The sequence below is a fragment of the Erwinia sp. ErVv1 genome, assembly GCF_900068895.1.
Lineage (GTDB): Bacteria > Pseudomonadota > Gammaproteobacteria > Enterobacterales > Enterobacteriaceae > Erwinia.
In genome coordinates this window covers 124,723-151,377 of the sequence record NZ_CDPK01000002.1, presented here as the reverse complement: position 1 = coordinate 151,377, position 26,655 = coordinate 124,723, and the positions used below count along the sequence as shown (strand labels likewise).

The following is a 26,655-nucleotide window of genomic DNA, read 5'->3' as shown; positions in this document are numbered from 1 at the left end:
ATGGTTGAGGTCATGCGCATCTGTCAGTTTCATCAGTGGCCTCCAATGGTTGAGGTCATGCGCATCTGGCGGTTTTCAGTTAGCTCCAGGTTAGAAATAACCATCAGCTGCGGCAGATTACGGCGCAGGAAGCGGGCAAGCAGCGCCCGTAGCGGGTGGTTCACCAGCAGTACCGGCGGTGCGCCCAGTGATTCCTGATGCGCCAGCGCGCCCTGCGCCTGCGCCAGCAGTCGGTCCGCCAGACCAGGCTCCAGCCCGCCGCCGCCCTGTAGCGCCTGCAACAGCAGGCGTTCAAGCGTACTGTCCAGACCAATCACCTGAACTTCGCCGGTGCCAGGGAACCACTGCTGGGTAATTGCCCTGCCCAGCGCCACGCGCACCACCGAGGTCAGCTCGTGCGGATCGGTCTGTATTGCCGCGTGTTCCGCCAGGGTTTCGATAATGGTGCGCATATCACGGATCGAGACGCGCTCGGACAGCAGATTTTGCAGTACCTTATGCAGGGTTGTCAGCGTGATAACGCCCGGGATCAGATCCTCGGTCAGCTTCGGCATCTCCTGAGTCACGCGATCCAGTAGCTGCTGCGCCTCCTGACGACCAAATAGCTCGCTGGCGTACTGTCCTATCAGGTGGTTAAGGTGGGTGGCCACCACGGTACTGGCCTCGACCACCGTATAGCCCTGGATCTGCGCCTGCTCTTTCAACGCACTGTCGATCCAAATCGCCGCCAGGCCAAAGGCCGGGTCAACGGTGGCTTCACCCGGCAGCGTTCCGGCTGCGGTACCGGGGTTAATTGCCATCCAGCGCCCCGGGTAGGCATCGCCGCTGCCAATTTCCACGCCCTTCATCAGAATACGGTAGCGGGCCGGGGGCAGATCCATATTGTCGCGAATATGCACCACCGGCGGCAGGAAGCCCATCTCCTGAGCGAATTTCTTACGGATGCTGCGAATGCGGCCCAGCAGTTCACCATCCTGTAAATGGTCAACCATCGGGATCAGCCGATAGCCGACCTCCATTCCCAGCGAATCTTCAAGCTGCACGTCGGTCCATGAGGCCTCGACGTTGGCCGCCGTCTCAACGTTGGTTTTGCTTTGCAGCTGCGGCTCAGCTTTGGGTTTGATCTCTTTGCCGCGTATGTACCAGGCCAGACCCAGCAGGCCGGCGGTAAACAGCAGAAAGACAAAGTTAGGCATACCGGGAACCAGTCCCAGCAGACCCAGCACGCCGGCACTCAGCATCATCACCCGCGGGTTTTTAAACAGCTGGCTTACCATCTGCTCGCCAACGTCCTGATCGGTGCTAACGCGGGTCACGATCACACCCGCGGCGGTCGAAATCACCAGCGCCGGGATCTGCGCCACCAGGCCGTCACCAATGGTCAGCAGCGTATAGCTTTCCGCCGCGTGACCGACGTCCATACCGTGCTGGATAACCCCCACCAGCAGGCCGCCAACCACGTTAATCACCATGATCATAATACCGGCGATGGCATCGCCGCGCACAAACTTACTCGCCCCGTCCATCGAGCCGTAGAAGTCCGCTTCCTGGGTCACTTCGGCGCGGCGTTTTTTCGCCTCATCCTCACCCACCAGTCCGGCATTCAGGTCGGCATCGATGGCCATCTGTTTGCCCGGCATCCCGTCCAGCACAAAGCGCGCGCCAACCTCGGCAATGCGCCCTGCACCCTTGGTGATAACCATAAAGTTGATGATCACCAGAATAATAAACACCACGATGCCGATGGCAAAGTTACCGCCCACCAGAAAGTGACCGAAGGCCTCCACCACGTGCCCCGCCGCCCCGGCGCCGGTGTGGCCCTGCATCAGGATAATACGGGTGGAGGCGACGTTCAGCGCCAGCCGCAGCAGCGTGGAGAAGAGCAGAATGGTGGGGAAAGCGGCGAATTCAAGCGTGCGCTGGGTGAACATTGCCACCAGCAGCACCATGATTGACAGCGCAATATTAAAGGTAAAGAGCAGATCGAGGATAAAGGGCGGCAGCGGCAGCACCATCATCGACAGGATCATCAGTATCAATACCGGCCCGGCCATCACCTGCCACTGGGTATCTTTAAAATTCGGTAACCGTAATAGTGCGGCCAGATTCGCCATCAGTCGTTTTCTCTTGTGTCAAAGTCCAGCGCTTCCGGCACCGGTAGATTGTCAGGTTTTTTCGGAGCCAGGCCGCCTTCCAGCTTCCAGCGACGGAGCTGCCAGACCCAGGCCAGGACTTCTGCCACGGCGGCATATAACGTTCCCGGAATATGCTGGCCAATTTCACTGTGCCGGTACAGCGCACGCGCCAGCGGCGGCGCTTCCAGTACCGGAATGCGATGCTCTTTACCCAGCTCACGGATGCGCAGCGCAATATCGCCGGCCCCTTTAGCGACCACTTTCGGCGCGCTCATTTTGCGTTCGTCATACTGCAGGGCGACGGAGTAGTGCGTCGGGTTCGTCACGATAACGTCGGCCTTCGGCACGTCAGCCATCATCCTGCGCCGTGCGGCGGCCCGCATCTGCTGGCGGATACGCCCTTTAACGTGCGGATCCCCCTCCTGCTGTTTGTACTCGTCGCGAATATCCTGGCGGGTCATCCGCAGCCCTTTAAAATAGCTGTAGAGCTGCCAGAACACGTCAAATCCCACCATCGGTGACAGCCCGAGCACCACCAGCAGGCTGCACATCGCTATCATATTCAGCGCGCTGGCCAGCGCGGTAAAGGGTGCCTCGCTTATTAAGCGCAGCATGTCCGGCCAGTGAAGGCGCAGATACCCCCAGGTGACACAGCCTACCAGGATGGCTTTCAGCACGGCCTTCAGCAGTTCAGCCGCCGACTGTGCGGAAAATAATTTGGCCAGCCCCTTAATCGGGTTCATTTTGCCAAAGTCGACCTTGATCGCTTTGCCACTGATCACTACCCCGCCCAGCAGCATCGGCGCGGCGATGGCCACCAGTACCAGCCCGGCCATCATAGGCAGCAGGGCCATCACCGCCTGGGTGATCAAGTCGCCAATCTGGTGCAGCATCTGGCTGGTATCACTCACAACCGAGTGATTGAAGCTCAGCCCGTCCGTCAGTATCGCCCCCAGCTTGCGGCCCATGCTTTCGCCGCCAATCCACAGGATACTTAAGCCTGCAACCAGCATCAGCACCGAGGTCAGCTCGCGCGAACGGGGGATTTGCCCCTCCTCACGCGCTTTTTCTATTCGGTGGGGGGTAGCGGATTCGGTCTTCTCTTCATCGCTGTCCTGGGCCACGGCAGCTCACCTTTAGTACGGAATTTCAGGGGGTAGCATGCCAAACTGCCGCAGGAATAATGGCGCGAGTAAACGCGTAAAAAGGGGGTTATTTCACGGATGGTAAACGGGAAGGGAAAAACAGCGGGCCAAAGACGCAGAGGTTTGTCTCAGCGGGATAATAAACATCCACGCCGAGATTCATCCTCTGCTCCCCTGATAGCACCACCGCCACGACGCGTTTCAGACGCCGTGGCCGTCAATCTAGCCACCGCCACGACGCATGCCAGACGCCGTGGCCGTCAATCTAGCCAACGCCACGACGCATGCCAGACGCCGTGGCCGTCAGTTTAGTGACCGTGATCGTCGGTTTTAGAAGCCGAGGCTGTCGAGCAGGTCATCCACCTGGTCCTGGTTCGCCACCACACCCGGTGCCGTTCCATTGATTTGTGGACCATTTAGCAGGCTGTCGGCATCCTTTTTCGCCCGACCCGGCTGCTCAGGAATATTCTCCAGCAGCACAGCCAGCAGCTGGCGCTCAATCTCCTGGATAACGTCCATCATGCGCTTGATCACCTGACCGGTCAGATCCTGGAAATCCTGCGCCATCATGATTTCCATCAGCTGGGCGTTGGTGAAGGCGGTGTGTTCCGGTACGGATTCAAGATAACCACGCGTATCCGTAACCAGAGAGCGGGCATCTGCCAGGTCTACAGGATGTTCAAACCATTCATCCCAGCGGCCTTTCAGCGCCTTCGCTTCTTTCTCCATCAGGTTCTGACGCGGCTGTGATGCCTCCACGCAGTTCAGAGCACGTTCTGCCGCCTGAGCGGTCATTTGTACTACGTAATCCAGGCGATCGCGGGCATCCGGAATGGCTTCTGCCGCTTCGGCAATCGCCTGATCCAGTCCCAGCTCACGCAGACTGTCGCGCAGCATCCGCGTCAGCGATCCAATTCGGGAGATGATGTCGTGGGCCGAGGCCGCATCAACATTTGGTGTCGGTAAAGTGGTCATCTCGGCTCCTTACATACCCAGCTTTTCGAAGATCTTACCTAACTTCTCTTCAAGCGTGGCCGCGGTAAAAGGTTTAACGACGTAGCCGCTGGCACCAGCCTGCGCAGCCGCAATGATGTTCTCTTTCTTGGCTTCAGCCGTCACCATTAGCACGGGCAGCTTGCCCAGCGTGGCGTCGGCACGAATCGTTTTCAGCAGTTCCAGGCCGTCCATATTTGGCATGTTCCAGTCGGAAACCACAAAATCAAACCCGCCTGCGCGCAGCTTGGTGAGCGCGTCAACGCCATCCTCGGCTTCTTCAACGTTGTTGAAGCCCAGTTCTTTTAACAGGTTACGGACGATTCGACGCATCGTGTTAAAGTCGTCGACCACCAGAAACCGCATATTCTTATCTGCCATACCTACTCCTGTTTTTTGTAGCCCCGCGGGACGGGCGCTGCGTTATATACGTAATGCCTGTCCGGCGCTAATTTTTGCCAGCATGTGCTGGCTGATTTGGTGAAGATCCACCACCTCACTGGCGCCCCCGAGGCCAATTGCCTCGCGAGGCATACCAAATACCACGCAGCTCGCTTCGTTCTGAGCGATGGTCCAGGCGCCTGCCTGATTCATTGCCAGCAAACCTGCCGCACCGTCATTGCCCATTCCGGTCAGGATCACGCCGACGGCGTTCCGACCGGCATACTGCGCCACTGATTTAAACAGGACGTCCACCGAAGGTCGGTGCCGGTTGACCGGAGGACCTTCGTTAAGCTTGACCTGATAGTTAGCCCCGCTGCGCGCCAGCTCCAGATGCATTGCGCCCGGCGCGATATAGGCGTGGCCCGGCAGAATGCGCTCGCCGTCCTCTGCCTCTTTTACCGTTATCTGGCAGAGCTTGTTCAGCCGCTCGGCAAAAGAGCGGGTAAAGCCTGGCGGCATATGCTGAGTAATCAGCAGCGCCGGGCTGGTCGCCGGCAGCGGCTGAAGCACATGCCGAATGGCCTCGGTGCCGCCGGTAGAGGCTCCGATAGCAATCAGCTTCTCGCTGCTCAGCAGCGGTCCGGCTTTCAGCATGACCGGGGCGCTCTGCGGGCTGCGCATTTGCAGCCTGGCCCGTGAGGCCGCACGGACCTTATCGGCAATCATCTGGCTGTAGGCCAGCATCCCTTCGCGAATACCCAGCGAGGGTTTAGTCACAAAATCTACCGCCCCCAGCTCCAGCGCGCGCAGGGTAATCTCTGAGCCTTTGCCGGTCAGGGAGGAGACCATCACAACCGGCATCGGTCGCAGGCGCATCAGCTTTTCCAGAAAATCCAGTCCATCCATGCGCGGCATTTCCACATCCAGCGTCAGCACGTCGGGGTTGAACTGCTTAATCAAATCCCGCGCCACCAGCGGATCCGGTGCCGAAGCCACCATCTCCATGTCAGGATGGCTGTTGATAATCTCCGTCATCAGCTGCCGCATCAGTGCGGAGTCGTCAACGCATAACACTCTGATTTTGCCCATTATCTTTCCTTAGTCAGTCCGTAGACCGTCTGGCCGCGCAGATAAAACTCTTTACTGATCTGGCTGAAGTTCTCTGAATGTCCGGCAAACAGGATCCCGCCGGGCTTCAACATCGGGACAAAGCGTCGCAAAATCTTCTCCTGCGTCTCTTTGTCGAAGTAGATCATGACATTGCGGCAAAAAATCGCATCAAACGGCCCCGGAACCGCCCACTCATTCGCCAGCAGATTCAGCTGCGCAAAGGTGACCATATTGGCCAGTTCTGGCCTCACCCGAACCATCCCCGAATGGGGGCCGGTGCCGCGAAAAAAGAACTTCTGCATCTGCTGCGGTGACAGCGTGCGCAGCTCTTCCTGACGGTAGACGCCGGCCAGCGCCTTCTCCAGCACCTGGGTGTCGATATCCGTCGCATGGATCTGGAACTTACCCGGCCCGCTGCCCAGCGTTTCCGCCAGCGTCAGCGCAATCGAGTAAGGCTCCTCACCCGTTGAGGCCGCCGCGCACCAGACGTTGAAGGAACCGCTGCGCCGTTTGGCGTGTTCAGCCAGGATAGGAAAATGGTGCGCCTCACGGAAAAACGCCGTCAGGTTAGTGGTCAGCGCGTTAATAAACGCCTGCCACTCCGGGCTGTTGGAGTCACTCTCCAGCAGCGCAAGGTAACGACCAAAATCGTCGATGCCTAACATCCGCAGTCGGCGAACCAGGCGGTTGTAAACCATCTCCCGTTTGTGATCGGCGAGTACAATGCCTGCCCGCTGGTAAATCAGCTGGCTGATACGCTTAAAGTGCGTATCGGATAACGGCAGGCGCTGCACCATCTGGGCCAGCAGCGTCGCGTTTTCCGTTGGCGCTAACAACGTCGATTTTTTCATCCTGATCCACCCTGCAATTTGCAGATTAAGGGGGTTATAAACGTCTTGTTTTCCCTGTAAGCCTGCGTTGCTACCTGTTCGGGCTTATCCTGCGGCATCCAGTGAGAATCGGCTCACCGTGTCGGTCAGATTATCAGCCTGTGCTTCAAGTGCTGCCGTGGCGGCTGCCGCTTCCTCAACCAGCGCGGCATTCTGTTGTGTCACCTGATCCATCTGGCCGACGGCCAGCGCGACCTGTTCTATTCCCCGGCGCTGCTCGTCAGACGCAGAGGCTATCTCAGCCATAATATCGTTCACGCGGGTGACCGACTGAACGATCTCCTCCATGGTTTCGCCCGCGGAGGCCACCAGCGTTGAGCCCTGATCGACCCGGCTAACCGACGCCTCGATCAGCCCTTTAATCTCTTTTGCCGCCTGCGCGCTGCGCTGGGCCAGGCTGCGAACCTCGCCCGCGACCACCGCAAACCCCCTGCCCTGTTCACCCGCCCTCGCCGCCTCTACCGCTGCGTTCAGCGCCAGAATGTTGGTCTGGAAGGCGATGCCGTCAATCACGCTGGTGATATCGCCAATTTTCTTTGAACTGAGGGCGATTTCACTCATGGTGGTCACCACGTCGCGGGTCAGCGAACCTCCTTTAAGCGCCGTCGAAGAGGCTTCTTTGGTCAGCAGCGACGCCTGCCGCGCATTGTCTGCATTGCCGGTTACCGTCGCCGTCAGCTGCTCCATGCTGGCCGCCGTTTCCGTCAGCGAGGCCGCCTGCTGCTCGGTCCGTGCGGAAAGATCGTTGTTACCTGAGGCAATTTCACGGATGCCCGTCTGCATGGCATGGCTGCCGTCCCGCACGTTAGCGACCGTTTCAGCCAGCGCCTGCTGCATGGTCTGCAGGCTGATAAACAGCTGGCTAAGCTCATTGCGTCCTTCCGCCACAATGCGGCCACCGAGGTTACCGGAGGCGATGCGCTCAAAGTGACCGCGCATATGCGCCAGCGGGCCGATAACGGCTTTTTTCACCCAGGTCACACCGGCCAGCGTCACCAGCAGCGACAGCAGTACGGTCGAGAAAAATATCGCCATCGACTGCGTGTAGAATCCCTTGCTCGCCTGGCTGGCATGAATGCGAAGCTTGTCGATATGCAGCATCCAGCGGTTGTACTGCGCCTGAAACTTGTCCTGCGTGCCCTGCGTGGGAGAGTTCAGGAAGTCCTGTAGCTGGTAGTTCTGTAAATAAGCAATCAGCCGCGCCAGCTCCTGGGAGTATCCGTCATAAACTCCCTTCATCTCCTTCTTCAGGACGCTGCCTTCTGGCGTCAGTGCCGGGATGGCTTCAAAGGTCTTATAAGCGTTATCGGCAGCATTCAGATCTTCCTGAGCCTTTGCCATTAAACTTGTTACCTGATCGCGCGGCATACTCAGTGCCGCACGCGTCCCGGCGCGGCTTAGCGTCAGGCGTGCGCTGAGTAAATCAGCCCAGGCCTGCCCCAGCGCGTCACGCTGGTTACCGCTGACCTCGACGTCATGCAAATTTTTCGCGTCCAGGCGAAAAGAGTTAAACGATAACCCGCTGCTAACGATCTGCATCACGCAGAACAGGCCCAGTAAAAATATGATGGTGGTTGAGATGCGAATGCGGGCAAACATTGAAGTCTCCTGGTGTTGCCGCCCATCGCGGGCGGCTAAGGTCACGTTAAAAGGTTTCCCAGTTATCGTTGGATACCGGTGCAGCCAGCGCTTTGCGTGACGTTACCTGCGGGGCAGGCGCGTCGCTATGCGTTGTTCTGCTGACGTTAACGGCCTGAATGGCATTTTCTTTACGAATGCGGAAGACCGCGACGGCCTGGTTCAGCCTGGCCGCCTGCTCTTCCAGCGCGGCCGAGGCTGCCGCAGACTCTTCAACCAGCGAGGCGTTCTGCTGCGTGACCCGATCCATCTCGGTCACGGCCGTACCCACCTGGTCAATGCCGCGACTCTGCTCATCGGAGGCGGAGGCAATTTCACCCATGATGTCGGTGACGCGGGTGACTGCGCTGACAATTTCCGCCATCGTCTCACCAGCGCTTTCTACCAGCACCGAGCCGGTATCCACACGGGTGACTGAGTCTTCGATCAGTCCTTTAATCTCTTTTGCCGCCTGGGCGCTGCGCTGTGCCAGGCTGCGTACTTCACCGGCGACCACGGCAAAGCCTCTGCCCTGCTCACCCGCACGGGCCGCCTCAACCGCGGCGTTCAGCGCCAGGATATTGGTCTGGAAGGCGATGCCGTCAATCACGCTGGTGATATCAGCGATCTTCTTCGAGCTGCCCGCGATGTCGTGCATGGTTTTGACCACGCTATCCACCACCTTGCCACCCTTCTCAGCGGTACCGGAGGCGCTGAGCGCCAGTTTGGAAGCCTGGCGCGCGTTTTCGGCGTTCTGCTTCACGGTAGCGGTGAGCTGTTCCATGCTGGCTGCGGTCTGTTCCAGCGAGGCGGCCTGCTGCTCGGTACGCGAGGAGAGGTCATTATTGCCGCTGGAAATTTCGCTGGCGCCGGTATAAATCGCGTCGGATCCATCCCGCACTTCGCTGACGGTCTGCACCAGCGACTGCTGCATCTCATGCAGGCTTTTGGCCAGCTCGGACATTTCATTGCGTCCATCAAACTCAACGGTCTGGGTCAGATCGCCGCGGGCAATGTGTCGGATATGGTCAATGTTGGTTCTCAGCGGCCGCAGCAGCATGTTGCTGATGCCGCTCCAGGCCAGAATAATCACCGCCAGCGAGATAATCAGCACCAGCGTCAGTACCCAGATAGTCTGCTGGTAGGAGTGCTGACTGGTTTCAACCACGCCCGCGGTCAGCTGGTCATTGGTGTCCAGCCAGCTCAGATAGGATTTCTGAAAGCTGTCCTGATAGCTCTGCGTCGGCTGGGCAACAAAGTCATCGAACCTGCCGGTGTTCATCATCACAATCAGGGCATCCAGCGCGTCATGAAGCTGCTTATAATCCGCCAGCATCACCTTCACGTTGTCCGCTTTTTTTCCCTGTTCAGTGAGCGCGGCATTAAATATCGCCAGTGATTTATCCGCGTTATCCAGCTCCTGCTGCGCCAGCGCCATCAGATCGTTGACGCTGCTGCCCCCGCCGGTTTTCCCTGCATCCTGAAGATGACGAATACCCGAACGGTTGAGTGTGTTACGTGCCTGCACCAGCGAGACCCAGGCATTGCCCATCGCCTGCTGAGAGGCGCGCAGCCGCTGGCTAAAGGCAAAGTTATCCCGGTCATTTTTGACGGTCTGGAAGAACAGGCCACCGGTACCCAACTGAAGAACAGCAAACAACACCAGCACACTCACCAGGCCGGTAACGACTTTCACTCGCTTAAACATAACTACCTCTGAACAGGGGGCCAATTGGAAATGTTATCGGCAGCGGAGCGGGGATCTTTATTAAGGATTTGACTGATTGCTCAAAGGATAAACTTATGATCGGCAGAAATGCGCCGTGGGCCGGCGCATGTCGATTATTGACGGAGGCGACGCATCAGAACGTTTCCCAGTTACCCTCCGTTGCGACTGGCGCGGCGACTTTCCCGGCGGTCAGCTGACGCTGCGGAGTGATTACCGCCGATGGCGCGGCCTTGATCGCCTGCGCCCGGTGCATACGGAACACCGACACGGCCTGCGTCAGGCGGCTGGCCTGCTCTTCAAGCGCGGCGGCGGCCGTGGCGGACTCTTCCACCAGCGAGGCGTTCTGCTGGGTCACCCGATCCATCTCGGTGACGGCGGTGCCTACCTGATCGATTCCACGGCTCTGCTCATCAGATGCCGACGCGATTTCGCCCATAATATCGGTAACCCGGGTGACCGCATTGACGATATCATTCATGGTGTCACCGGCGGTGCCTACCAGCACGGTGCCGCTGTCTACCCGCGAGACGGAATCTTCGATCAGCCCTTTGATCTCTTTCGCGGCCTGCGCGCTGCGCTGCGCCAGATTACGCACTTCCCCCGCCACCACCGCAAATCCACGGCCCTGCTCACCCGCACGGGCGGCCTCTACCGCCGCGTTTAGCGCCAGGATATTGGTCTGGAAGGCGATACCGTCAATGACGCTGGTGATATCGGCGATTTTTTTCGAGCTGCCCGCGATATCACTCATGGTTTTCACCACGCCATCCACCACCTTGCCGCCTTTTATCGCCGTCTCAGAAGCGGTCAGCGCCAGCTTTGAGGCCTGACGCGCGTTCTCAGCGTTCTGTTTCACCGTGGCCGTCAGCTGCTCCATACTGGCCGCCGTCTCCTCAAGGGAGGCCGCCTGCTGTTCCGTACGGGCTGAGAGGTCGTTGTTCCCGGCGGCAATTTCGCTGGCCCCGGTCAGGATGGCGTCCGAACCGTCGCGAACGTCACTTACGGTACGCACCAGCGCCTGCTGCATCTCTTTCAGGCTGGCGGCCAGCTGAGCCATTTCATTGCGCCCTTCAACCTGAATATCGTGGGTTAAATCCCCGCTGGCGATCTGGCTGATATGCGCAATATTGCTGTTCAGCGGCTTAATCAGTACGCGCTTAAGACCAAACCAGCACAGCACGATCAGCGCGATAACCAGCAGCATCACCGCGGCAATCATCCAGAGCATTGAGGTGTAGGCTGACTGGTTGTCCGCTACGCCCTGCATCATCAGCACGTTCTGCGCATCCCGCCAGTGGGTATAGGCCGCCTGCATCGCCTGCTGCTTCTCTTCAATGTTCATTTTGAACATCTCGCTCAGCTGCTGGTTGTCCATCAGCTGCAGCATGCTGGCCAGCGCTTTGGAATAGAGGACATAGTTCTGCTCGAGGCTGGCCACAATTTGTGGATCCATGCCCCTGGTGGAGGGAAGCGACTGATAAAGCGCCCAGGATTTATCCGCACTGGCCAGCAGCTGCTTGCCCTGATCGCTAATCACACTCAGCGATGAGATGCTGCTCTGTGCTAATGCATTACCCTGCAGACGCAGCATGCCGCGGTTGAGGGCAATACGCGCCTGGTTAAGCGCCACCCAGGCGTCGGTAAATGCCGACACGTTTTCGCTGGCATTTTGCGCCACCGCAAAATTCGTTTTATCGCTGTTCAGCGCCTTAATAAATAGCCCACCGGCCAGCAGTTGCAGAGCGCCAAATACCAGCAGAACCAGCAGCAGGCTGGTCACGACTTTCATTCGTTTAAACATAGATACCCTTGGTGTTTTTAAAATGGGACAACAGAGAATTTATCGGCACGGGCTGGTGGATCTTTATCCAGCGCAGTAGGGGGTAATCGGAATAATATGTTGCTATCTAAGACAAACCTGGCGGCATCACGCGGGAGAGCCGTTCAAAATACAAAAAAGGCCGACAGAAAGTCTGCCGGCCCTTTTCACCCTGAGGAGAACGCTTACGCGCTGCGCAGGTTATCCACCAGCGCCATCTCGTCGCTGCTGAGCAGCTTCTCGATATCGACGAGGATCAGCATACGGTCACCCAGCGCACCCAGCCCGGTCAGGTACTCGGTTGACATGGTAACCGCGAACTCTGGTGAAGGGCGGATCTGGTCCTGCGTCAGCGACAGTACGTCGGAAACGCCATCCACAACGATGCCCACCACGCGGTGCTCCAGGTTCAGCACAATCACGACGGTATTATCATTGTATTCCACATCCGGCTGCGCAAATTTCACGCGCAGGTCGATGATCGGGACGATAACGCCTCGCAGGTTGGTCACGCCTTTAATAAAGGTCGGGGTATTGGCGATGCGGGTAACCTGATCGTAACCGCGGATCTCCTGCACCTTCAAAATATCAATACCGTACTCTTCGTCACCCAGCGTAAATACCAGGAACTCCTGACCGACGGTTTCGCCAGCGATTTTAGTAACAGTTGCCATTCCAGTCATAATTCTACCCTTAATAGGTTAACGTCAGGCTGCGGCTCCCGCCACGCGCTTTTCACGGTTGAGAGACTGCAGTGCCGAAACGTCGACAATCAGCGCCACGCTGCCATCACCGAGGATGGTCGCCGCCGAGATCCCGGGCACTTTGCGATAGTTGCTTTCGAGGTTTTTGACCACCACCTGGTGCTGACCAATAAGCTGATCGACCAGCAGCGCATAGCGTTTTCCGGCGCTTTGCAGGATAACCACGATGCCCTGCGTCGCTTCGGTTTTCGCGCCCTGCACTTCAAACACGTTCCACAGCTCAACCATCGGCAGGTATTCACCACGCACTTCCAGTACGCGTTCGCCACCGGCCAGCGGATGCAGGTCGTCCGCCAGCGGCTGAAGTGATTCCATCACCGCGTTAAGCGGCAGAATAAAGACTTCGTTTGCCACGCGAACGGACATGCCGTCGAGAATGGCCAGGGTTAACGGCAGCAGAATGCGAATGGTGGTGCCTTTACCCTGCTTAGAGGCGATTTCAACGTGTCCACCCATCTCCTGGATATTACGTTTCACCACGTCCATGCCGACGCCGCGTCCGGAGACGTCAGTTACCTGTTCAGCGGTCGAGAAGCCCGGCGCAAAAATCAGCATGCCGACCTCTTCATCACTCATCGCCTCACTGACCGGCAGGCCCGATGAGAGCGCCTTAGCCAGAATACGTTCGCGATTCAGACCGGCACCATCGTCGTTCACTTCGATACAGATATTGCCGCCCTGATGCTCAGCGGAGAGCGTCAGTTTACCGACGGGATTTTTGCCCGCTGCCAGGCGTTTGTCCGGCGACTCAATCCCGTGATCCAGGCTGTTACGCACCAGATGGGTCAGGGGATCGATAATGCGTTCAATCAGGCTTTTATCCAGTTCGGTTGAGCTTCCCTGAAGGATCAGCTCCACTTCTTTTCCGAGCTTGCTGGCCAGATCGCGTACCAGACGCGGGAAGCGGCTGAAAACGTATTCCATCGGCATCATGCGGATCGACATTACCGATTCCTGCAGATCGCGGGCGTTACGTTCCAGCTGCCCCATGCTGTTCAACAGATCGCCGTGCGCAACCGGGTCCAGTTCGCCCGAGCGCTGCGCCAGCATCGACTGGGTGATCACCAGTTCGCCGACCAGGTTAATCAGTTGATCAACTTTTTCAACCGCAACGCGGATGCTGGTCGATTCGCTGGCCTTGGCGGCACCGGGCTTTTTCACGCTTTCAGGCTTGAGGGCGGGCGCTGCCTCGCTGACCACAGGCGGAGCCACTTCCGGCTTAGCTTCCACCTGCTCCACGACGACGGCAATGGCCGGTGTCGCAGTTGGCCCGGCGGCGGCCGCGTCGATAAAGTTGATCTGTGACTCTTCAATAACGAAGCAGAGTACGGCCCGGATATCATCCGGATCGACCGTCGCATCCAGGGTGGCTTCCAGCGAGTTTTCGCCTTTGACTACGTCTGAGACGGTGCACAGATTGCTTAGCTCTTCCAGCATCAGCGGCACTTCACCCGGCTTCAGGTTACTCAGTACCAGACGCTGACCCGCGGCGCTAACCGCAGGCTCAGCCGCCGTGGCGGCGAGCGTTTTCGGCGCTGGGATCACTTCACCCTTTGCTTCCAGCGCCAACTGACGCAGCGCCTGACAAATGTATTCAAACGTCGCGGTATTGGGTTCCGTGGCGGTTTTATAGGCATCCAACTGTTCCTGCATAATATCTTTAGTTTCCAAAAACAGGTTGATGATATCGGTGCTCAGCTGCATTTCGCCGCGCCGCGCACCGTCGAGAATGTTTTCCAGAATGTGCGTCGTTTCCTGCAGTACGGTGAACCCAAAGGTTCCCGCCCCGCCTTTAATCGAGTGCGCCGCCCGGAAGATAGCGTTAAGCTGCTCCGAATCGGGTTCCTGCGGATCCAGCACCAGCAGGTGTTGTTCCATATCGGCCAGTAATTCATCGGCCTCATCAAAAAATGTCTGGTAAAAATCGCTGATATCCATGCTCACGGTATCACCTCTGCTGTGAGTCGCGATCGGTCTGGGCCGCTGGCGCAGGTACCGCCGGGGCTAACGCCGCGTGGGTTACGTTGCTACCCGCAGGCTCAGCCGGTGAGGGTTGAGGGTCGGGTTTTTGGCCGGCGGCCATAGGAGAGGCCGGTGCCGCTAACTGTTTTAAACTGGCTGGATCGCTGTCGCTGACCTGCACCGCGTCACTTTCCGCATTTTCTTTCTCAATCTGCACTTCGGTGTCGTGGTTCAACACCACCAGACTGATTCGACGATTTACCGCATCATCCGCGCCGCGGTTCTTTAACTTCATGGTGTCGGCCATGCCTATGACGCGAATCATCTTCCCGCTGGCCAGACCGCCAATAATCAGCTCACGTCGCGAGGCATTAGCGCGATCGGCCGACAGTTCCCAGTTGCTGTAGCCCCGGTCACCGCCCGCATACTGAAAATCATCCGTATGCCCCGCCAGGCTGATCCTGTTTGGCAGGTCGTTCAGGACCGGCGCTATCCCGCGTAATATGTCGCGCATATAAGGCTCAACTTCCGCACTGCCGGTTTTAAACATCGGACGGTTTTCACTGTCGATAATCTGGATACGCAGCCCCTCTTCAACCAAATTAATAATCAAATGGGGACGCAGCGTGCGCAGCTTAGGATCGGCCTCAATCAGCTGATCCAGCCTCTCGCGCAGGCGGTTAAGACGGATCTCTTCCAGCTTGCGTTTTTGCGCATCCATATCGACCACCTTATGCACCTCACCCTGTTTCTGAGTGGGGTCATCGCCCCCACCCGGGATGGGACTCTCGCTGTCGCTGCTGCGCGCGCCGCCGGTCAGCGCCACCTTCAGGGGCGTTTTAAAGTAATCGGCAATTTTCACCAATTCCTGAGGGTTGGAGATCGAAATTAGCCACATCACCATAAAAAAGGCCATCATTGCGGTCATAAAGTCAGCGTAAGCAATCTTCCATGAGCCGTGTCCGCCCTCATGTTTCTTATGCTTTTTGCGCTTAACCAGCACAATGGGGTGATTGTTATGCTTCATGCGTCCTCGTCGGATGTCTGTTTCGCTGGTGATTTCGCGTTACGAACGTGCTCCTCCAGCTCGGTGAACGACGGGCGATCGGTGGAGTAGAGCGTTTTACGACCAAATTCAACGGCAATCTGCGGTGCATAACCGTTCAGGCTGGAGAGCATCGTGACCTTGATGCACTGCATCATCTTGGTGGTTTCCGCGCACTTTTGCCGCAGTACGCCCGCCAGCGGAGAGATAAATCCGTAGGCCAGCAAAATGCCGAGGAAGGTTCCGACCATCGCGTGGGCTATCAGGGCACCCAGCTCTGCCGCCGGGCGATCCGCTGAAGCCAGCGTATGCACCACGCCCATTACCGCCGCCACGATGCCAAACGCGGGCAGTGAATCACCCACGGTCTGAAAGGCCATTGCGGGCACTTCGCACTCGCTTTCGTAGGTTTCTATCTCTTCGTCCATCAGCGCTTCAATTTCAAAGGCATTCATATTGCCGCTGACCATCAGGCGCAAATAGTCGGTAATAAAGTCCACTAATCTTTTATCGGCAAGAATGCGTGGGTAATTAGAAAAAATTTCACTTTCCTGAGGGTTTTCAATATCGCGTTCAAGCGAAAGCATCCCCTGCTGGCGGGATTTCGCCATCAGGCGATAAAGCAGCGCCATCAAATCCATATAAACAGCTTTATTATATTTTGACCCGCGCATTAATAAGGGCATGGCCTTGAGGGTCGCTTTTATCGCTTTACCGTTATTCCCTACGATAAACGCGCCAATCCCTGCCCCACCGATAATTAACAGTTCAGAAGGCTGATAAAGCGCGCCGAGGTGGCCGCCGACCATCGCGAAGCCACCCAACACTGACCCCAGTACCAGAATGTACCCTAAAATAATTAACACAATAAATCCTTACGTCTGCCGACGCGTGGGTGAAAGATGAATCAGCGTGTAAAGACGCGTTATCGCGGCACGGGGCAAAAAAAAAGCAGCGGTTATTAACCGCTGCTGGATTCATTCCACCTGTCGAGCCCGATTAAACGGCTTGTTTAATCTGTTCATCCAGCAGTTGTGAAATGTTATCGGCAGGTTCTGCGATAAGTTTACGTCTTTTTACCGCGCGGGACGGCGGCTGGCACAGGCTGCAAACGAAGCTGCCAACGGGCTGGTGCGCATGGTTAATAAAGCTACCGCCGCAGCATTTGCAGTCAGACAGTTCGAGCATGCCGCTCTCAACAAACCGGACCAGGGTCCAGGCGCGGGTCAGCGCCAACAGCGGGCCTTCGTCCTGTTGCGGACACTGTTCGAGATAGAGACGGTAGGCTTTAATCACCGCGTCTACGCCCTGGCTCTGCCCGCTTTTGAGTAAAAACTGCCAGGCGTTACAGAACATGGAAGAGTGGATGTTCTGTTCCCAGGTCATAAACCAGTCGGTAGAGAACGGCAGCATGCCTTTTGGCGGCGGGCTGCCGCGCAGCTCTTTATAAAGCTTTATTAATCGACCGCGGCTAAGCTGTGTTTCACTTTCTAACATTTGCAGGCGCGCACCCAGCGAAATGAGTTCCATCGCCAGCTGAATATCGCGCGCTTCCTGTACAATACTTTTCTCGCTCATTAGCTCGCTCTCTTTTTCGGCGTTGCTTCTTCTTTGGTCGTCACACTGCGTAATAAACGACTGGATAACAAAATGCCGGTATGGATTTGCTGTAAATCATCCACGCGAGACGCCTGCGTTAAGCGTTTAATCGTATTGTCATCGTTAAAACGGAATTGACAGATCAGCTGATTAGTTTCGGCAAGTTTTACCATCTCTGGCAGCGTTAATTGCGCGAGCGTATCAGCCATCGCCTCATCAATACCAAGACGAAACATTGCAGAAGCTTTTTCCTGATTTATAAGGCGCTGAGCAAGTAATAAATATGACAGATTAATATCGTAAATATGTTTGAGTAATTCTGATGTACCCATTTTTTTTCCATCCTGACTAACACGACTTAAACGTTTGCGGGTTATACCGCTACCTTGTTTGCTGCTTGGTAAATCTAAAAATGGCAAAAAACTAGTGGCAGAAGCCAAACGTTTGCGAAGCTGTTAGCCGCACTAGAGGCTGCTAAACAGAAAGTAGTCATTACTCATTTTGCCAGTTGCTGCTCCGTCGTTTTCGCTCTCTTCCCTGGCGCAATCCCTTGTCTGTTTCACACATCTTTTAAGACAATTCCGAAAACAAGGCAACTCTATCCGCTCTTATTTCGACATACAATGTGAGCCACCTCAAATTTTAGATAAAGTGTGACGTAGATCACACTTTATCGGAAATTTCTTGCCCGAGACCCTTTAGTAGCGCTTTTCATTAGTGCACTAAGTAACCATTTTCTACTCTTTTTGTTAAAATTTAACATTTAATGATCATTTTCAAATGAAAATGACTCTCTTTACGCGTATAAATCGGCGAAAAGGCGTGATGCAGATCATGATTAGAATAAAGTGTTGGGTGTTGATTGTTTTGCAGAGTTTAATTCTTAATTTAACCCTGTTGACATGATGTTAGATTAATCACTCAGAGTGACTGTTCAGTATGAGTTGCAGTGCAGAAGTGTGATCTTACGCAGGTTCTTTTTATGAAGTGAAAGTCTTTTGTAAGCCGCGCCAGGCTTGTGTTTGGGGTATGAAAATAGATGTAACTGATGGTTACATTAGAAAGGTGAATGTTTGGAGGCTTTTTTCAGGATACGGGTTAAGTATCGGCGGCGGTGAGGATTTCTTTAGTAAAAACGGTTTTTTTTTGCTTTTTTTCTAATAAATGGTCCTTATTGCACACTTTATGTACGTGTATTTTGCCGGACAGGCATAAAAAAAGGGCGATTTGCGATCGCCCTTTAAAAGAAGTGGCACGGCTTATGCTAGGTGTGGGAGGTCGCGGTCTGCGTATCCTTCTTCCCGGCGGCCGGACGGGCAGGAACGGCCTGCAAATCCTTCAGATAGGTTTTACGCCAGTGGGTGATGTCGTTTTTGCGCAGCACGGCCATCATATCGTTATAGCGGGTGATACGTTCCTCCAGCGGCATCGTCAGCGCCTGGTTGAGCGCGGCGGCCACCTCATCACGATCGTAAGGATTGACGATTAACGCCGATGTCAGCTCATTGGCTGCGCCGGCGAAGCGCGACAGCACCAGTACGCCCGGATCTTCAGGGTCCTGTGCGGCAACATACTCTTTCGCCACCAGGTTCATTCCGTCACGCAGCGGCGTGACCAGGCCGATATCGGTCAAACGGAATATTTTCATCAGCAGGCGACGGTCGAAGTGCTGATTGAGGTAATAGAGCGGCGTCCACCCCAGGGTGCCGTAATGGCCGTTGATGCGCCCTGCTTCGGTCTCCAGCTGGTGACGGATATCCTGATAGGCCTGTACGTCACCGCGCGACGTTGGCGCAATCTGTGAATAGCGGATCTGGCCCCGGTGCTCGGGATAGTGTTCCAGCAGCGCCTCATAAGCGAGAAAACGCTCCGGCAGCCCTTTTGAATAATCCAGACGTTCGCAGGCAATAATATTCTTCGCATCCCCCAGATCCCGCTTCATTGCGGCCATTTTCGGCGGCAGCGGGCCTTCGGCCATCTCTTTAATACTGTCTGGCTCAATGCCGATAGGATAAACCTCAGTGGCAAAGCTACGGCCCAATGCCCGATGCTGTTTGCCGTCGCTCTCTACCTGCGTCATCAGCGACAGGCACTCTACAAAGGCCATGCGATCGCTCTCGGTCTGGAAACCCAGCAGATCGTATTCGCTCATCATCTCCAGCAGCTCGTTATGTGGCGGCAGGGCGTTGAAGATTTCGGGGGTTGGGAAAGGAATATGCAGGAAAAAGCCAATACGGTTGGTCACGCCCAGCTTGCGTAACGCTGCGGCAAACGGCAGCAGATGATAATCATGGATCCACAATACGTCATCAGGCTGTAGCAGCGGCAGCAGGCGCTTTGCCAGCAGCGTATTGACGCTACAGTATCCGTCCCAGGCTTCACGCTGGAAATTCACTAAATCGAGACGGTAGTGGAAGGCGGGCCAGATAACGGCGTTCGAGAACTGCAAATAATAGAGATCGTAATCGTTCTGATTCAGTCCAAAAGAGGCATAGGTCACGCTGTCCTGCTCGAACAGCTCCATTTCCTCGTCATCTTCACCGATCTCATTGATGTTACCGTTCCAGCCAAACCACAGTCCACCGGTGGTTTTCAGGGCATCCATAATGCCGACGGTCAAACCGCCCGCGCTGGTTTTGGAACCATCAGGTACAGCAATGCGGTTAGATACGACTACTAAGCGACTCATAACCTTAACTCCTTACCGACGTTGTTTCGTCTTAATCTAATTGTAATTGTATGTTTTCAAGCCAGTGATAAACGGCATTCACGTCCGGCAGCCGATAGCCTGCCTGCGTGTCGCCCTCACCCACTTTTATTGCGATGCCATCCCTGACATTGACCGCTTCAAATCCTGCCTCATCGGTCAGATCGTCACCTAAAAATACGGGCGTTCGCCCGGCAAACGGCGGTTGCTGCATAAAGGCGGCAACCGCGGCGCCCTTATTCACGCCCTTTGGTTTTAACTCCACCACGCATTTACCAGGCTGTAGCGCCAGCATGGGGAAACGTTCGGTCATTGCCTGCGCCAGGGCCATGATTCCCTGCTGATAGTGCTCCGCGCCACGATAGTGCAGCGCGAAGGCCATCCCTTTCGCTTCAAGGTGCGTCCCCGGCATATCGGCTATGGCATCGTTCAGCCGCGTTGCCAGTTCGCTGGCAACCTCCTGCGGCAGCGACAGACGCTCAACGTTGTCGCGGGCATCGCGGCGTTCAGCGCCGTGGACACCAGCAAGGGGAAAATGGAGCGGCGCGGCCAGCGCATCCAGCTCGCTAATGGGGCGGCCTGAAACCAGCGCAACGGCCCCTTCACAGGATGCGGAAAGACGTTTCAGGCTGGCAATTACGGATTGGGGAATAAACGCGTCATCCGGGCGGGGCTGAATGGCGGCAAGCGTACCGTCAACGTCGAAAAAGAAAGCATAGCGGCCCTCTTTATTCAGGGGCGGTACCTCATCATTCTGGGTGTTCACACGACTCCTCCTGCTTAAAATAGTTGTGATGTTGCGTCTGGCCCTGGTCCATGGCGTCAGGCCTGTTCGACGCTGGCGCCGTGACGGGCTTTTCTCGTCCGGTCACCTGGGTCATTAAAGCGGGGCTGCAATGCGGGAAGCAGACCTGACGGGAAAGTCGCGGTCGCCAGAGTAAGGCGGGGGAGAAAGGCGTCCGTTTAAATTTCATCCTCTTTCTTAAACATTTTCTTTCTGTCATCTGGCTGCACCCTGGGTGCAACATGCCCGTTCCCGCTGCACTATGCGCAACATCGTTAGTTTTCAGTATAGTCACTGATCCCGTCTCTGCCAGACCGACTGGCGCTTATAAGCCCTTTTCTGATCTTCAGACTGTCAAAAAAAGCGTAATAAAGACATAGGATAAAGGCGAATTATGCCGGGAAGCGGTCGGGGAGAAAGCGCGGGTAATGTGCAGGTATAAATGGGCATAACAAAGGGTATTAAGCGCCGCAGGAAATTAAGTGAAAACCGCAGGAAGTTACGCGAAAAAGATGTCGTCGGGACAAAAGCGGTGAAGGCAGGGGCGTGAAAAAGTGAGTGGGCAAACTGGCCGCCTTTATTTATTACGTCAGGAGGCCAGCGGCACCATCCACAGTGCGTTAAGGTTAATATCGCTCCAGGTGGCAGACTCTTCCAGTCCGGCTATGCTGTCCCAGCAGTAGCGGCTGCCCAGATCGACGATTTCCGGCTTTATCGGCTGGCGGGTGATCAGCGAAAAGAATACGCAGACCTTAGGTTGCAGCAGCGATTTCTCTCCCGGCTCGGCGATCACCGCAATGCGCCCGGACGCCAGCCTGACCACCGAGCCAGGGGGATAGATCCCCACCGCCTTAACAAAAGCGTGAAATATCTGGCGGTCAAAGTGGCCTTCCCAACTCGCCATCTGGTGCATCGCCGCCGCCGGGTTCCAGCCTGCCTTATAGGGGCGGTCCGAGGTGACCGCATCATAGACGTCGCAGACGGCGGCCATACGGGCCAGCAGAGAGATCCCCTCACCTTTCAGACCATGGGGGTAGCCTTCGCCGTTGATCCTCTCATGATGATGCAGGGCGACGTCCAGCACCTCAGTGTCACCGTTGCTTTTTCGCAGCAGCGACTCTCCGATCGCCGGATGCAGCTTCATCAGCTCAAATTCGTCGTCGGTCAGCTTGCCCGGCTTATTGAGGATCTCCAGCGGAATGCCGGCTTTACCGACGTCGTGCAGCAGTCCGGCCGTGCCCGCCTGACGCACCTGTCGTTCATCCAGCTGCAGCTGACGCGCCAGCGAAACCATCAGCGCACACACTGCCACCGAATGCAGATAGGTATAGTCATCGTGCGTCTTCAACCGTACCACGCTCAGGAGAGCGGCCGGATGGCGGCTGATCGACCCGCCGATTTCATCCACCAGCGGCAGCGTGCTGTCGGTCCTGATGGTTTTCCCCATCCGGGCATTACTGAACATATCCATTATCTGCCCTCTGGCCATCAGACAGATAGCCTGCGCCTGCGCCACTTCGCTGTGCATACTGGCCTTAACGGGTGCTGCCTGAGCGATAACGGCCTCTGTCGATGGCGCGACGTCAGGCGCACGGCCTTTATCCAGATCGATCCAGACTTCTTTAATGCCGTTCTCAACAATAATCTGAATTTGCTGTTCGGTGGTAAGCAGCATATCGTTGCGTACCAGCGGGTGTTTCAGCCAGAAGACTTCCAGTTTGTGCACGTACATCCCGATGCGTAATGCTTCTATCCCGATTCGACTTATCATCGCGCCCTCTGCCTGCTCCCCCATTCAGTACAGATATCGGCATCGTCCGAAAAACCTTCACCGCGTAAAATGATGTTGGTGCGCATTTACTAAAAATTTACGCTTCGGGCTTGCTATTGAAAGACCTGTCCCCCTTTACTTTTCGGGGGGGATCCCGGGCGATACCCCGTAAAAATCGTTAAGCAAAATGACCTTATCAAGATATTCACCCAAGCATAACAACGACTTATTGTTAATTCTTTTTATCCCCGCCTTTTTTATCGCGTTTAATTTGTAGTGTGAGATGGTTTTCACGGAGATATTCAGCGTCCTGCCGATATCTCCGGGCGTTTCACCGTGAAGCAGCAGGCAGGTGATAATACGTTCAGGCAGGGATAGCGGGCAAATGGGCGGTACGCTGCGATTAAGATGCCTGATTATTTCCTTAGCCATCGCCTCTCCGCTTAACTTCCTGGAAACCAACATACTGAAACGGGTGCTATGTTTTATACTTTCCTGATAAGCGTCGATAAATACCGCGCAGGTTTTCCTGGCGGAATAACTCTGTAGAATTCTCTCCATTTTCTCACGCTTATTGGAATCAATGATTATTGCACGGGGACGATCTTTTTCGTTTGGCTGCGCAATACTTTCTTCCTCAGGATCCGGCACGTAGGGTTCATACCCCATCAAAGAAAGATGGACAGCCAGACCCAGCGTAAAATAGGTATCCTCAGAATATATACAGATTCTCATCGTTTTTTCTCAGGGTAAATATCCGTCAGACGCTTTCTTTTCAATATAAAAATAGAAGGGCTTAATCATCTCGCGCTTCAAACAGTGGCCCTTAACTTCAAACGTCTCAACGCGCATGATAAAGTCGTGCTCAACGCCCAGCGTGGCCAGCCGCAGCTTCAGCGCCTGCATAACCTGCCATAGCCGCTGGCTGGATGATTTGAGGCCGTGCAGATCCCAGACGTTATACATAATCTGCTCGTTCGTCACAATTTTCCCATTGGCATTTTCCAACAAAAAGAGGAATAGCCTCATCATCGTTTCCCTCAGAATATAACAGCGTATCTTCCTGCTTTTTGAGTCAAAATTACTTAACCTTCTCTGGGCTATTTCAAGCTGAACATTGCTCCCAATATAATATCCAACCAGCACTCTTTCCATAAACTGCCATCCTTTTTAGTAAATTGAATTACGCTACCCAGATGAACCACCTGCAACAGGGTATCTTATGTTACAGAAAGCGGTAAAAAACCAGTACCGCTTGAGCATGACAATAAACCATCAAACTATATGGCAGATTACTCCAGAAAAATAAGCATATTATTCCATGAGTGACGTCTTTCCCGTCCTTTATTAAAAGATTAATGATAATGAAGAGCACGTTTTCCGACATACTCTATAAGTAAAGTCATAAATATATTACTTTGTTTTTCCTGGTTAAGCAGAATTAAACTCTGTTGGCGGTGCGGGGTGAGAAAAACCCGCCGCTCACGTCAGCTATCCACATAATACATCCCCTGCCTGAAACCTCAGATTGTTAAGCATCACTTCATTAGCCTCGTTATCGGTTTATCACTTATCCGTCAGCGTTATCGATTATCCACTGCCGGTTCACCCTGGGGGTAATTTACGCCAGGCTAAATTCCCTGCCTGTTCAAGCGCTTTCATAAATCTTCCGGAAAGCGTCTTGATTGTGGCGCGCTTTTACAGATACTGTATATAAATACAGTTAACCCGGAAACACCATCATGCAGTTCATTTCGCCCGGAGACATTAGCAGCACCCTGCTTCTACCGCTCTTTACTGAGCGCGTACCCTGCGGCTTTCCCAGCCCGGCCCAGGACTATGTTGAAGACCGGCTCGATCTCAACAAGCTGGCGATTAAACATCCCAGCGCCACCTATTTTGTTAAAGTCAGCGGCGACTCCATGCGCGGCGCGGGCATTGGCGATGGCGACCTTCTGATTGTCGACCGCTCACTGACCGCCGAACACGGCGACATTGTGGTCGCGGCGGTTGATGGCGAATTTACCGTCAAAGAGCTGCGTACCCGCCCCTTTCTGCAACTCATGCCGCATAATAGCCTCTACACGCCGATTGTATTTCACAGCGAAGAGGAGCTGGAGATCTTCGGCGTGGTGACCTTTACCCTGAAAGCGCATAAGTAACCATGTTTGCCCTGGTGGATGTGAACAGCTTTTATACCTCGTGCGAAACCGTTTTTCGCCCCGATCTGCAGGGCAAGCCGGTCGTGGTGGTATCCAATAACGATGGATGCATCATTTCCCGATCGGCCGAGGCAAAAGCGCTGGGGATAAAGATGGGGGCACCCTACTTTAAACTGAAAGACGAGCTGCGCCGCCAGCAGGTGCACGTTTTCAGCTCCAACTACGCGCTCTATGCCGATCTCAGCAACCGGGTGATGACCACGCTCGCCGATATGGCCCCTTCCGTGGAAATTTACTCGATTGATGAAGCCTTTATCGATCTCTCCGGCGTCAGCCACTGCATGTCACTGGCCGACTTTGGTCACCAGATGCGCAGTCAGATCTTAAAGAACACGGGCCTGACCGTTGGCGTGGGGATTGCGCAAACCAAAACGCTGGCCAAGCTCGCCAACCACGCGGCGAAAACCTGGCGCAAAACGGGTGGTGTTGTCGATCTCTCAGACGTCGATCGCCAGCGTAAGCTGCTGGCGCTGGTGCCGGTGGAAGAAGTATGGGGTGTGGGGCGGCGCATCAGTAAGTCACTCCATCAGATGGGTATCCACACCGCGCGTGATTTGGCTGACAGCGCGCTGTGGGTCATCAGGAAGCATTTTAATGTGGTGCTGGAACGTACCTCACGCGAGCTGCGGGGAGAACCCTGCCTCAGTATGGAGGCGATGCCCGCCACCAAACAGCAGATTATTTGCAGCCGCTCCTTTGGTCATCGCATCACCCACTATAGCGATATGCACCAGGCTATCTGCACCTATGCCGAACGCGCGGCCGAAAAGCTTCGTCAGGAGGAGCAGTACTGCCGCTTTATCAGCGTTTTTGTCCGCACCAGCCCCCACGCGGAGGGCGAAATTTTCTACGGTAACCAGGCTTCCGGTACCCTGCTGACCCCCTCGAATGACACGCGCGACATTATTCGTACGGCCACGGAGGCGCTGGACAGAATATGGCGGGACGGTCATCGCTATATGAAGGCTGGCGTGATGTTGAGTGACTTTTTTAGCGAGGGCGTGGCACAGCTCAATCTGTTTGACGACAGGCAGCCCCAGGCTAACAGCGAGGCGCTGATGGGCGTGATCGACCGGCTGAATCAGTCGGGGAAAGGCAAAATCTGGTTTGCCGGGCAGGGAACGCAGAAAAGCTGGGCAATGAAGCGGGAGATGCTGTCCCCCGCCTGGACCACCCGTTATGCCGACCTGCCCGTTGCAAAGTGAATCACATTCATCACACACGGCCAGGCAGGCTGCGGGAGACGCAGCGTCGATGTCCCGCAGCCTGCCCGCGCGGTGCTACAGCGCGTTGATCTGCTGCAAAACAGACTTTTTGACAGCCTGCTGCTTCGACGGGCTGTCGGCCAGTGTCGGCTGCTGCTGAAAGGCCTGATCGAGCTTCTCCCCCAGCGTTGGCGAACCGGTTATCCAGGCATTGGTCGCCTCATCTCCGATAACCGCTGCCACCACCCGGGCGGCCTCCTCCCAGGTCTGTATCGCTATCCACGGCGTATCAAGCGAGTAGGCAGGCGTGGCCGAAGTGACCCGTAGCGGCACCTCGGCCACGATATCCCGCGATGAGCGCCCTATTCGCAGCGTAAAAGGGCCTTCCAGCACCCAGTCCTGTCGGTCTTCGTCGTAGTACGAGAAGGCGCGCTTATCCAGTTGCAGGGTAACGGTTTTAGACTCCCATCCCTTCAGCGTCACCTTTTCAAAGGCCTTCAGCTCCTGCACCGGGCGGTCAAGACGCGCGACGTTATCCCCCACGTACAGCTGCACCACCTCTTTGGCGGTTCTGTCCGAGGCATTGCGCAGCGTCAGGCTGATGGTCACGCTCTGCTGCTTATCAATGTCAAAGACCGGGGAGGACGGCGTGAGCGGTCCATATTCGATTTTCGCGTAGGAAAGGCCGTGGCCAAAAGGATACGCCGGCGCAATGCCTTTAGTGTCGTAGTAGCGATAGCCGACATAGATGCCCTCGCCAAAAATGACCGTCTT

The 26,655-nt window shown here is 55.6% G+C and carries 22 protein-coding genes and 1 pseudogene; 2 read left to right on the top strand and 21 right to left on the bottom strand.

From position 1 onward, the window contains the following. Positions 1-32 precede the first annotated feature (32 nt). The 20 genes and pseudogenes from flhA to A1830_RS02080 all read right to left on the bottom strand — a co-directional run bounded on the left by flhA (position 33) and on the right by A1830_RS02080 (position 23,486). Positions 33-2,114, bottom strand: coding sequence for a flagellar biosynthesis protein FlhA (gene flhA, locus A1830_RS02175; RefSeq protein WP_067701084.1), 2,082 nt, complete (start codon positions 2,112-2,114; stop codon positions 33-35). After that, positions 2,114-3,259, bottom strand: coding sequence for a flagellar biosynthesis protein FlhB (gene flhB / locus A1830_RS02170; protein ID WP_067701081.1), 1,146 nt, complete (start codon positions 3,257-3,259; stop codon positions 2,114-2,116). The genes flhA and flhB overlap by 1 nt, the downstream gene beginning before the upstream one ends. A 351-nt stretch (positions 3,260-3,610) precedes the next feature. Beyond that, positions 3,611-4,255 (bottom strand): protein phosphatase CheZ, encoded by a 645-nt coding sequence (gene cheZ, locus A1830_RS02165; RefSeq protein WP_067701079.1) that lies wholly within the window; start codon positions 4,253-4,255, stop codon positions 3,611-3,613. Positions 4,256-4,264: 9 nt separating this feature from the next. After that, a complete protein-coding gene (gene cheY / locus A1830_RS02160; RefSeq protein WP_067701075.1) occupies positions 4,265-4,654 on the bottom strand; it encodes a chemotaxis response regulator CheY in 390 nt (129 codons plus the stop codon). Between the two features lie 42 nt (positions 4,655-4,696). Next, positions 4,697-5,746 carry a protein-glutamate methylesterase/protein-glutamine glutaminase gene (locus A1830_RS02155; protein ID WP_067701072.1) on the bottom strand — a complete coding sequence of 350 codons (1,050 nt, stop codon included), beginning with the start codon at positions 5,744-5,746 and terminating at the stop codon, positions 4,697-4,699. Then, positions 5,746-6,618 carry a protein-glutamate O-methyltransferase CheR gene (cheR, locus tag A1830_RS02150; RefSeq protein WP_067701069.1) on the bottom strand — a complete coding sequence of 291 codons (873 nt, stop codon included), beginning with the start codon at positions 6,616-6,618 and terminating at the stop codon, positions 5,746-5,748. Before cheR ends, A1830_RS02155 begins: the two co-directional genes overlap by 1 nt. Positions 6,619-6,702: 84 nt before the next feature. Next, complete coding sequence (locus tag A1830_RS02145; protein WP_067701066.1) at positions 6,703-8,256, bottom strand: methyl-accepting chemotaxis protein; 1,554 nt, start codon at positions 8,254-8,256, stop codon at positions 6,703-6,705. 46 nt (positions 8,257-8,302) lie between these two features. Continuing rightward, positions 8,303-9,982 carry a methyl-accepting chemotaxis protein gene (locus A1830_RS02140; protein ID WP_067701063.1) on the bottom strand — a complete coding sequence of 560 codons (1,680 nt, stop codon included), beginning with the start codon at positions 9,980-9,982 and terminating at the stop codon, positions 8,303-8,305. 154 nt (positions 9,983-10,136) lie between these two features. Further along, positions 10,137-11,804 carry a methyl-accepting chemotaxis protein gene (locus A1830_RS02135; RefSeq protein WP_067701060.1) on the bottom strand — a complete coding sequence of 556 codons (1,668 nt, stop codon included), beginning with the start codon at positions 11,802-11,804 and terminating at the stop codon, positions 10,137-10,139. Between the two features lie 203 nt (positions 11,805-12,007). Beyond that, on the bottom strand, positions 12,008-12,505 hold the full coding sequence (cheW, locus tag A1830_RS02130; protein ID WP_067701057.1) for a chemotaxis protein CheW: 498 nt from the start codon (positions 12,503-12,505) through the stop codon (positions 12,008-12,010). A gap of 24 nt (positions 12,506-12,529) precedes the next feature. Beyond that, positions 12,530-14,524, bottom strand: coding sequence for a chemotaxis protein CheA (gene cheA / locus A1830_RS02125; RefSeq protein WP_067701055.1), 1,995 nt, complete (start codon positions 14,522-14,524; stop codon positions 12,530-12,532). Positions 14,525-14,534: 10 nt separating this feature from the next. Next, positions 14,535-15,575: a flagellar motor protein MotB gene (gene motB, locus A1830_RS02120; RefSeq protein WP_067701052.1), complete on the bottom strand. Its 1,041-nt coding sequence runs from the start codon at positions 15,573-15,575 to the stop codon at positions 14,535-14,537. After that, positions 15,572-16,459, bottom strand: coding sequence for a flagellar motor stator protein MotA (gene motA / locus A1830_RS02115; RefSeq protein WP_067701049.1), 888 nt, complete (start codon positions 16,457-16,459; stop codon positions 15,572-15,574). The genes motB and motA overlap by 4 nt, the downstream gene beginning before the upstream one ends. 133 nt (positions 16,460-16,592) lie before the next feature. Beyond that, entirely contained in the window at positions 16,593-17,171 is a 579-nt protein-coding gene (gene flhC / locus A1830_RS02110; protein WP_067701046.1) for a flagellar transcriptional regulator FlhC, read from the bottom strand. After that, complete coding sequence (gene flhD / locus A1830_RS02105) at positions 17,171-17,524, bottom strand: flagellar transcriptional regulator FlhD (protein ID WP_067701043.1); 354 nt, start codon at positions 17,522-17,524, stop codon at positions 17,171-17,173. The genes flhC and flhD overlap by 1 nt, the downstream gene beginning before the upstream one ends. Before the next feature lie 932 nt (positions 17,525-18,456). Continuing rightward, the gene (otsA, locus tag A1830_RS02100; RefSeq protein ID WP_067701040.1) at positions 18,457-19,881 is read right to left on the bottom strand and encodes an alpha,alpha-trehalose-phosphate synthase; all 1,425 of its coding nucleotides are present in this window, start codon (positions 19,879-19,881) and stop codon (positions 18,457-18,459) included. Continuing rightward, a pseudogene (gene otsB, locus A1830_RS02095) lies at positions 19,878-20,665 on the bottom strand (trehalose-phosphatase). The gene otsA and the pseudogene otsB overlap by 4 nt, the downstream one beginning before the upstream one ends. A gap of 607 nt (positions 20,666-21,272) precedes the next feature. Further along, positions 21,273-22,454, bottom strand: coding sequence for an HD-GYP domain-containing protein (locus tag A1830_RS02090; RefSeq protein WP_067701034.1), 1,182 nt, complete (start codon positions 22,452-22,454; stop codon positions 21,273-21,275). A 135-nt stretch (positions 22,455-22,589) separates the two neighbouring features. Then, positions 22,590-23,189 carry a helix-turn-helix transcriptional regulator gene (locus tag A1830_RS02085; RefSeq protein ID WP_067701031.1) on the bottom strand — a complete coding sequence of 200 codons (600 nt, stop codon included), beginning with the start codon at positions 23,187-23,189 and terminating at the stop codon, positions 22,590-22,592. A 9-nt stretch (positions 23,190-23,198) separates the two neighbouring features. Then, positions 23,199-23,486 carry a hypothetical protein gene (locus A1830_RS02080; protein WP_082804065.1) on the bottom strand — a complete coding sequence of 96 codons (288 nt, stop codon included), beginning with the start codon at positions 23,484-23,486 and terminating at the stop codon, positions 23,199-23,201. 710 nt (positions 23,487-24,196) lie between these two features. Between A1830_RS02080 and umuD the strand changes: the two genes are divergently transcribed. Then, positions 24,197-24,616 carry a translesion error-prone DNA polymerase V autoproteolytic subunit gene (umuD, locus tag A1830_RS02075; protein ID WP_067701025.1) on the top strand — a complete coding sequence of 140 codons (420 nt, stop codon included), beginning with the start codon at positions 24,197-24,199 and terminating at the stop codon, positions 24,614-24,616. Positions 24,617-24,618: 2 nt separating this feature from the next. Further along, complete coding sequence (umuC, locus tag A1830_RS02070; RefSeq protein ID WP_067701022.1) at positions 24,619-25,881, top strand: translesion error-prone DNA polymerase V subunit UmuC; 1,263 nt, start codon at positions 24,619-24,621, stop codon at positions 25,879-25,881. A gap of 75 nt (positions 25,882-25,956) precedes the next feature. Here umuC and A1830_RS23140 read toward each other — a convergent pair whose 3' ends face one another. Beyond that, positions 25,957-26,490 carry a fibronectin type III-like domain-contianing protein gene (locus A1830_RS23140; protein WP_231877553.1) on the bottom strand — a complete coding sequence of 178 codons (534 nt, stop codon included), beginning with the start codon at positions 26,488-26,490 and terminating at the stop codon, positions 25,957-25,959. Between the last annotated feature and the right edge of the window lie 165 nt (positions 26,491-26,655).

What these genes read in the sequence shown, in the direction of transcription:
- flhA (WP_067701084.1), bottom strand. Translation starts at nt 2,114, where the DNA reads ATGGCGAATCTGGCCGCACTATTACGGTTACCGAATTTTAAAGATACC.
- cheZ (WP_067701079.1), bottom strand. Translation starts at nt 4,255, where the DNA reads ATGACCACTTTACCGACACCAAATGTTGATGCGGCCTCGGCCCACGAC.
- cheY (WP_067701075.1), bottom strand. Translation starts at nt 4,654, where the DNA reads ATGGCAGATAAGAATATGCGGTTTCTGGTGGTCGACGACTTTAACACG.
- A1830_RS02155 (WP_067701072.1), bottom strand. Translation starts at nt 5,746, where the DNA reads ATGGGCAAAATCAGAGTGTTATGCGTTGACGACTCCGCACTGATGCGG.
- cheR (WP_067701069.1), bottom strand. Translation starts at nt 6,618, where the DNA reads ATGAAAAAATCGACGTTGTTAGCGCCAACGGAAAACGCGACGCTGCTG.
- A1830_RS02145 (WP_067701066.1), bottom strand. Translation starts at nt 8,256, where the DNA reads ATGTTTGCCCGCATTCGCATCTCAACCACCATCATATTTTTACTGGGC.
- A1830_RS02140 (WP_067701063.1), bottom strand. Translation starts at nt 9,982, where the DNA reads ATGTTTAAGCGAGTGAAAGTCGTTACCGGCCTGGTGAGTGTGCTGGTG.
- A1830_RS02135 (WP_067701060.1), bottom strand. Translation starts at nt 11,804, where the DNA reads ATGTTTAAACGAATGAAAGTCGTGACCAGCCTGCTGCTGGTTCTGCTG.
- cheW (WP_067701057.1), bottom strand. Translation starts at nt 12,505, where the DNA reads ATGACTGGAATGGCAACTGTTACTAAAATCGCTGGCGAAACCGTCGGT.
- cheA (WP_067701055.1), bottom strand. Translation starts at nt 14,524, where the DNA reads ATGGATATCAGCGATTTTTACCAGACATTTTTTGATGAGGCCGATGAA.
- motB (WP_067701052.1), bottom strand. Translation starts at nt 15,575, where the DNA reads ATGAAGCATAACAATCACCCCATTGTGCTGGTTAAGCGCAAAAAGCAT.
- flhC (WP_067701046.1), bottom strand. Translation starts at nt 17,171, where the DNA reads ATGAGCGAGAAAAGTATTGTACAGGAAGCGCGCGATATTCAGCTGGCG.
- flhD (WP_067701043.1), bottom strand. Translation starts at nt 17,524, where the DNA reads ATGGGTACATCAGAATTACTCAAACATATTTACGATATTAATCTGTCA.
- otsA (WP_067701040.1), bottom strand. Translation starts at nt 19,881, where the DNA reads ATGAGTCGCTTAGTAGTCGTATCTAACCGCATTGCTGTACCTGATGGT.
- A1830_RS02090 (WP_067701034.1), bottom strand. Translation starts at nt 22,454, where the DNA reads ATGATAAGTCGAATCGGGATAGAAGCATTACGCATCGGGATGTACGTG.
- A1830_RS02085 (WP_067701031.1), bottom strand. Translation starts at nt 23,189, where the DNA reads ATGAGAATCTGTATATATTCTGAGGATACCTATTTTACGCTGGGTCTG.
- A1830_RS02080 (WP_082804065.1), bottom strand. Translation starts at nt 23,486, where the DNA reads ATGATGAGGCTATTCCTCTTTTTGTTGGAAAATGCCAATGGGAAAATT.
- umuD (WP_067701025.1), top strand. Translation starts at nt 24,197, where the DNA reads ATGCAGTTCATTTCGCCCGGAGACATTAGCAGCACCCTGCTTCTACCG.
- umuC (WP_067701022.1), top strand. Translation starts at nt 24,619, where the DNA reads ATGTTTGCCCTGGTGGATGTGAACAGCTTTTATACCTCGTGCGAAACC.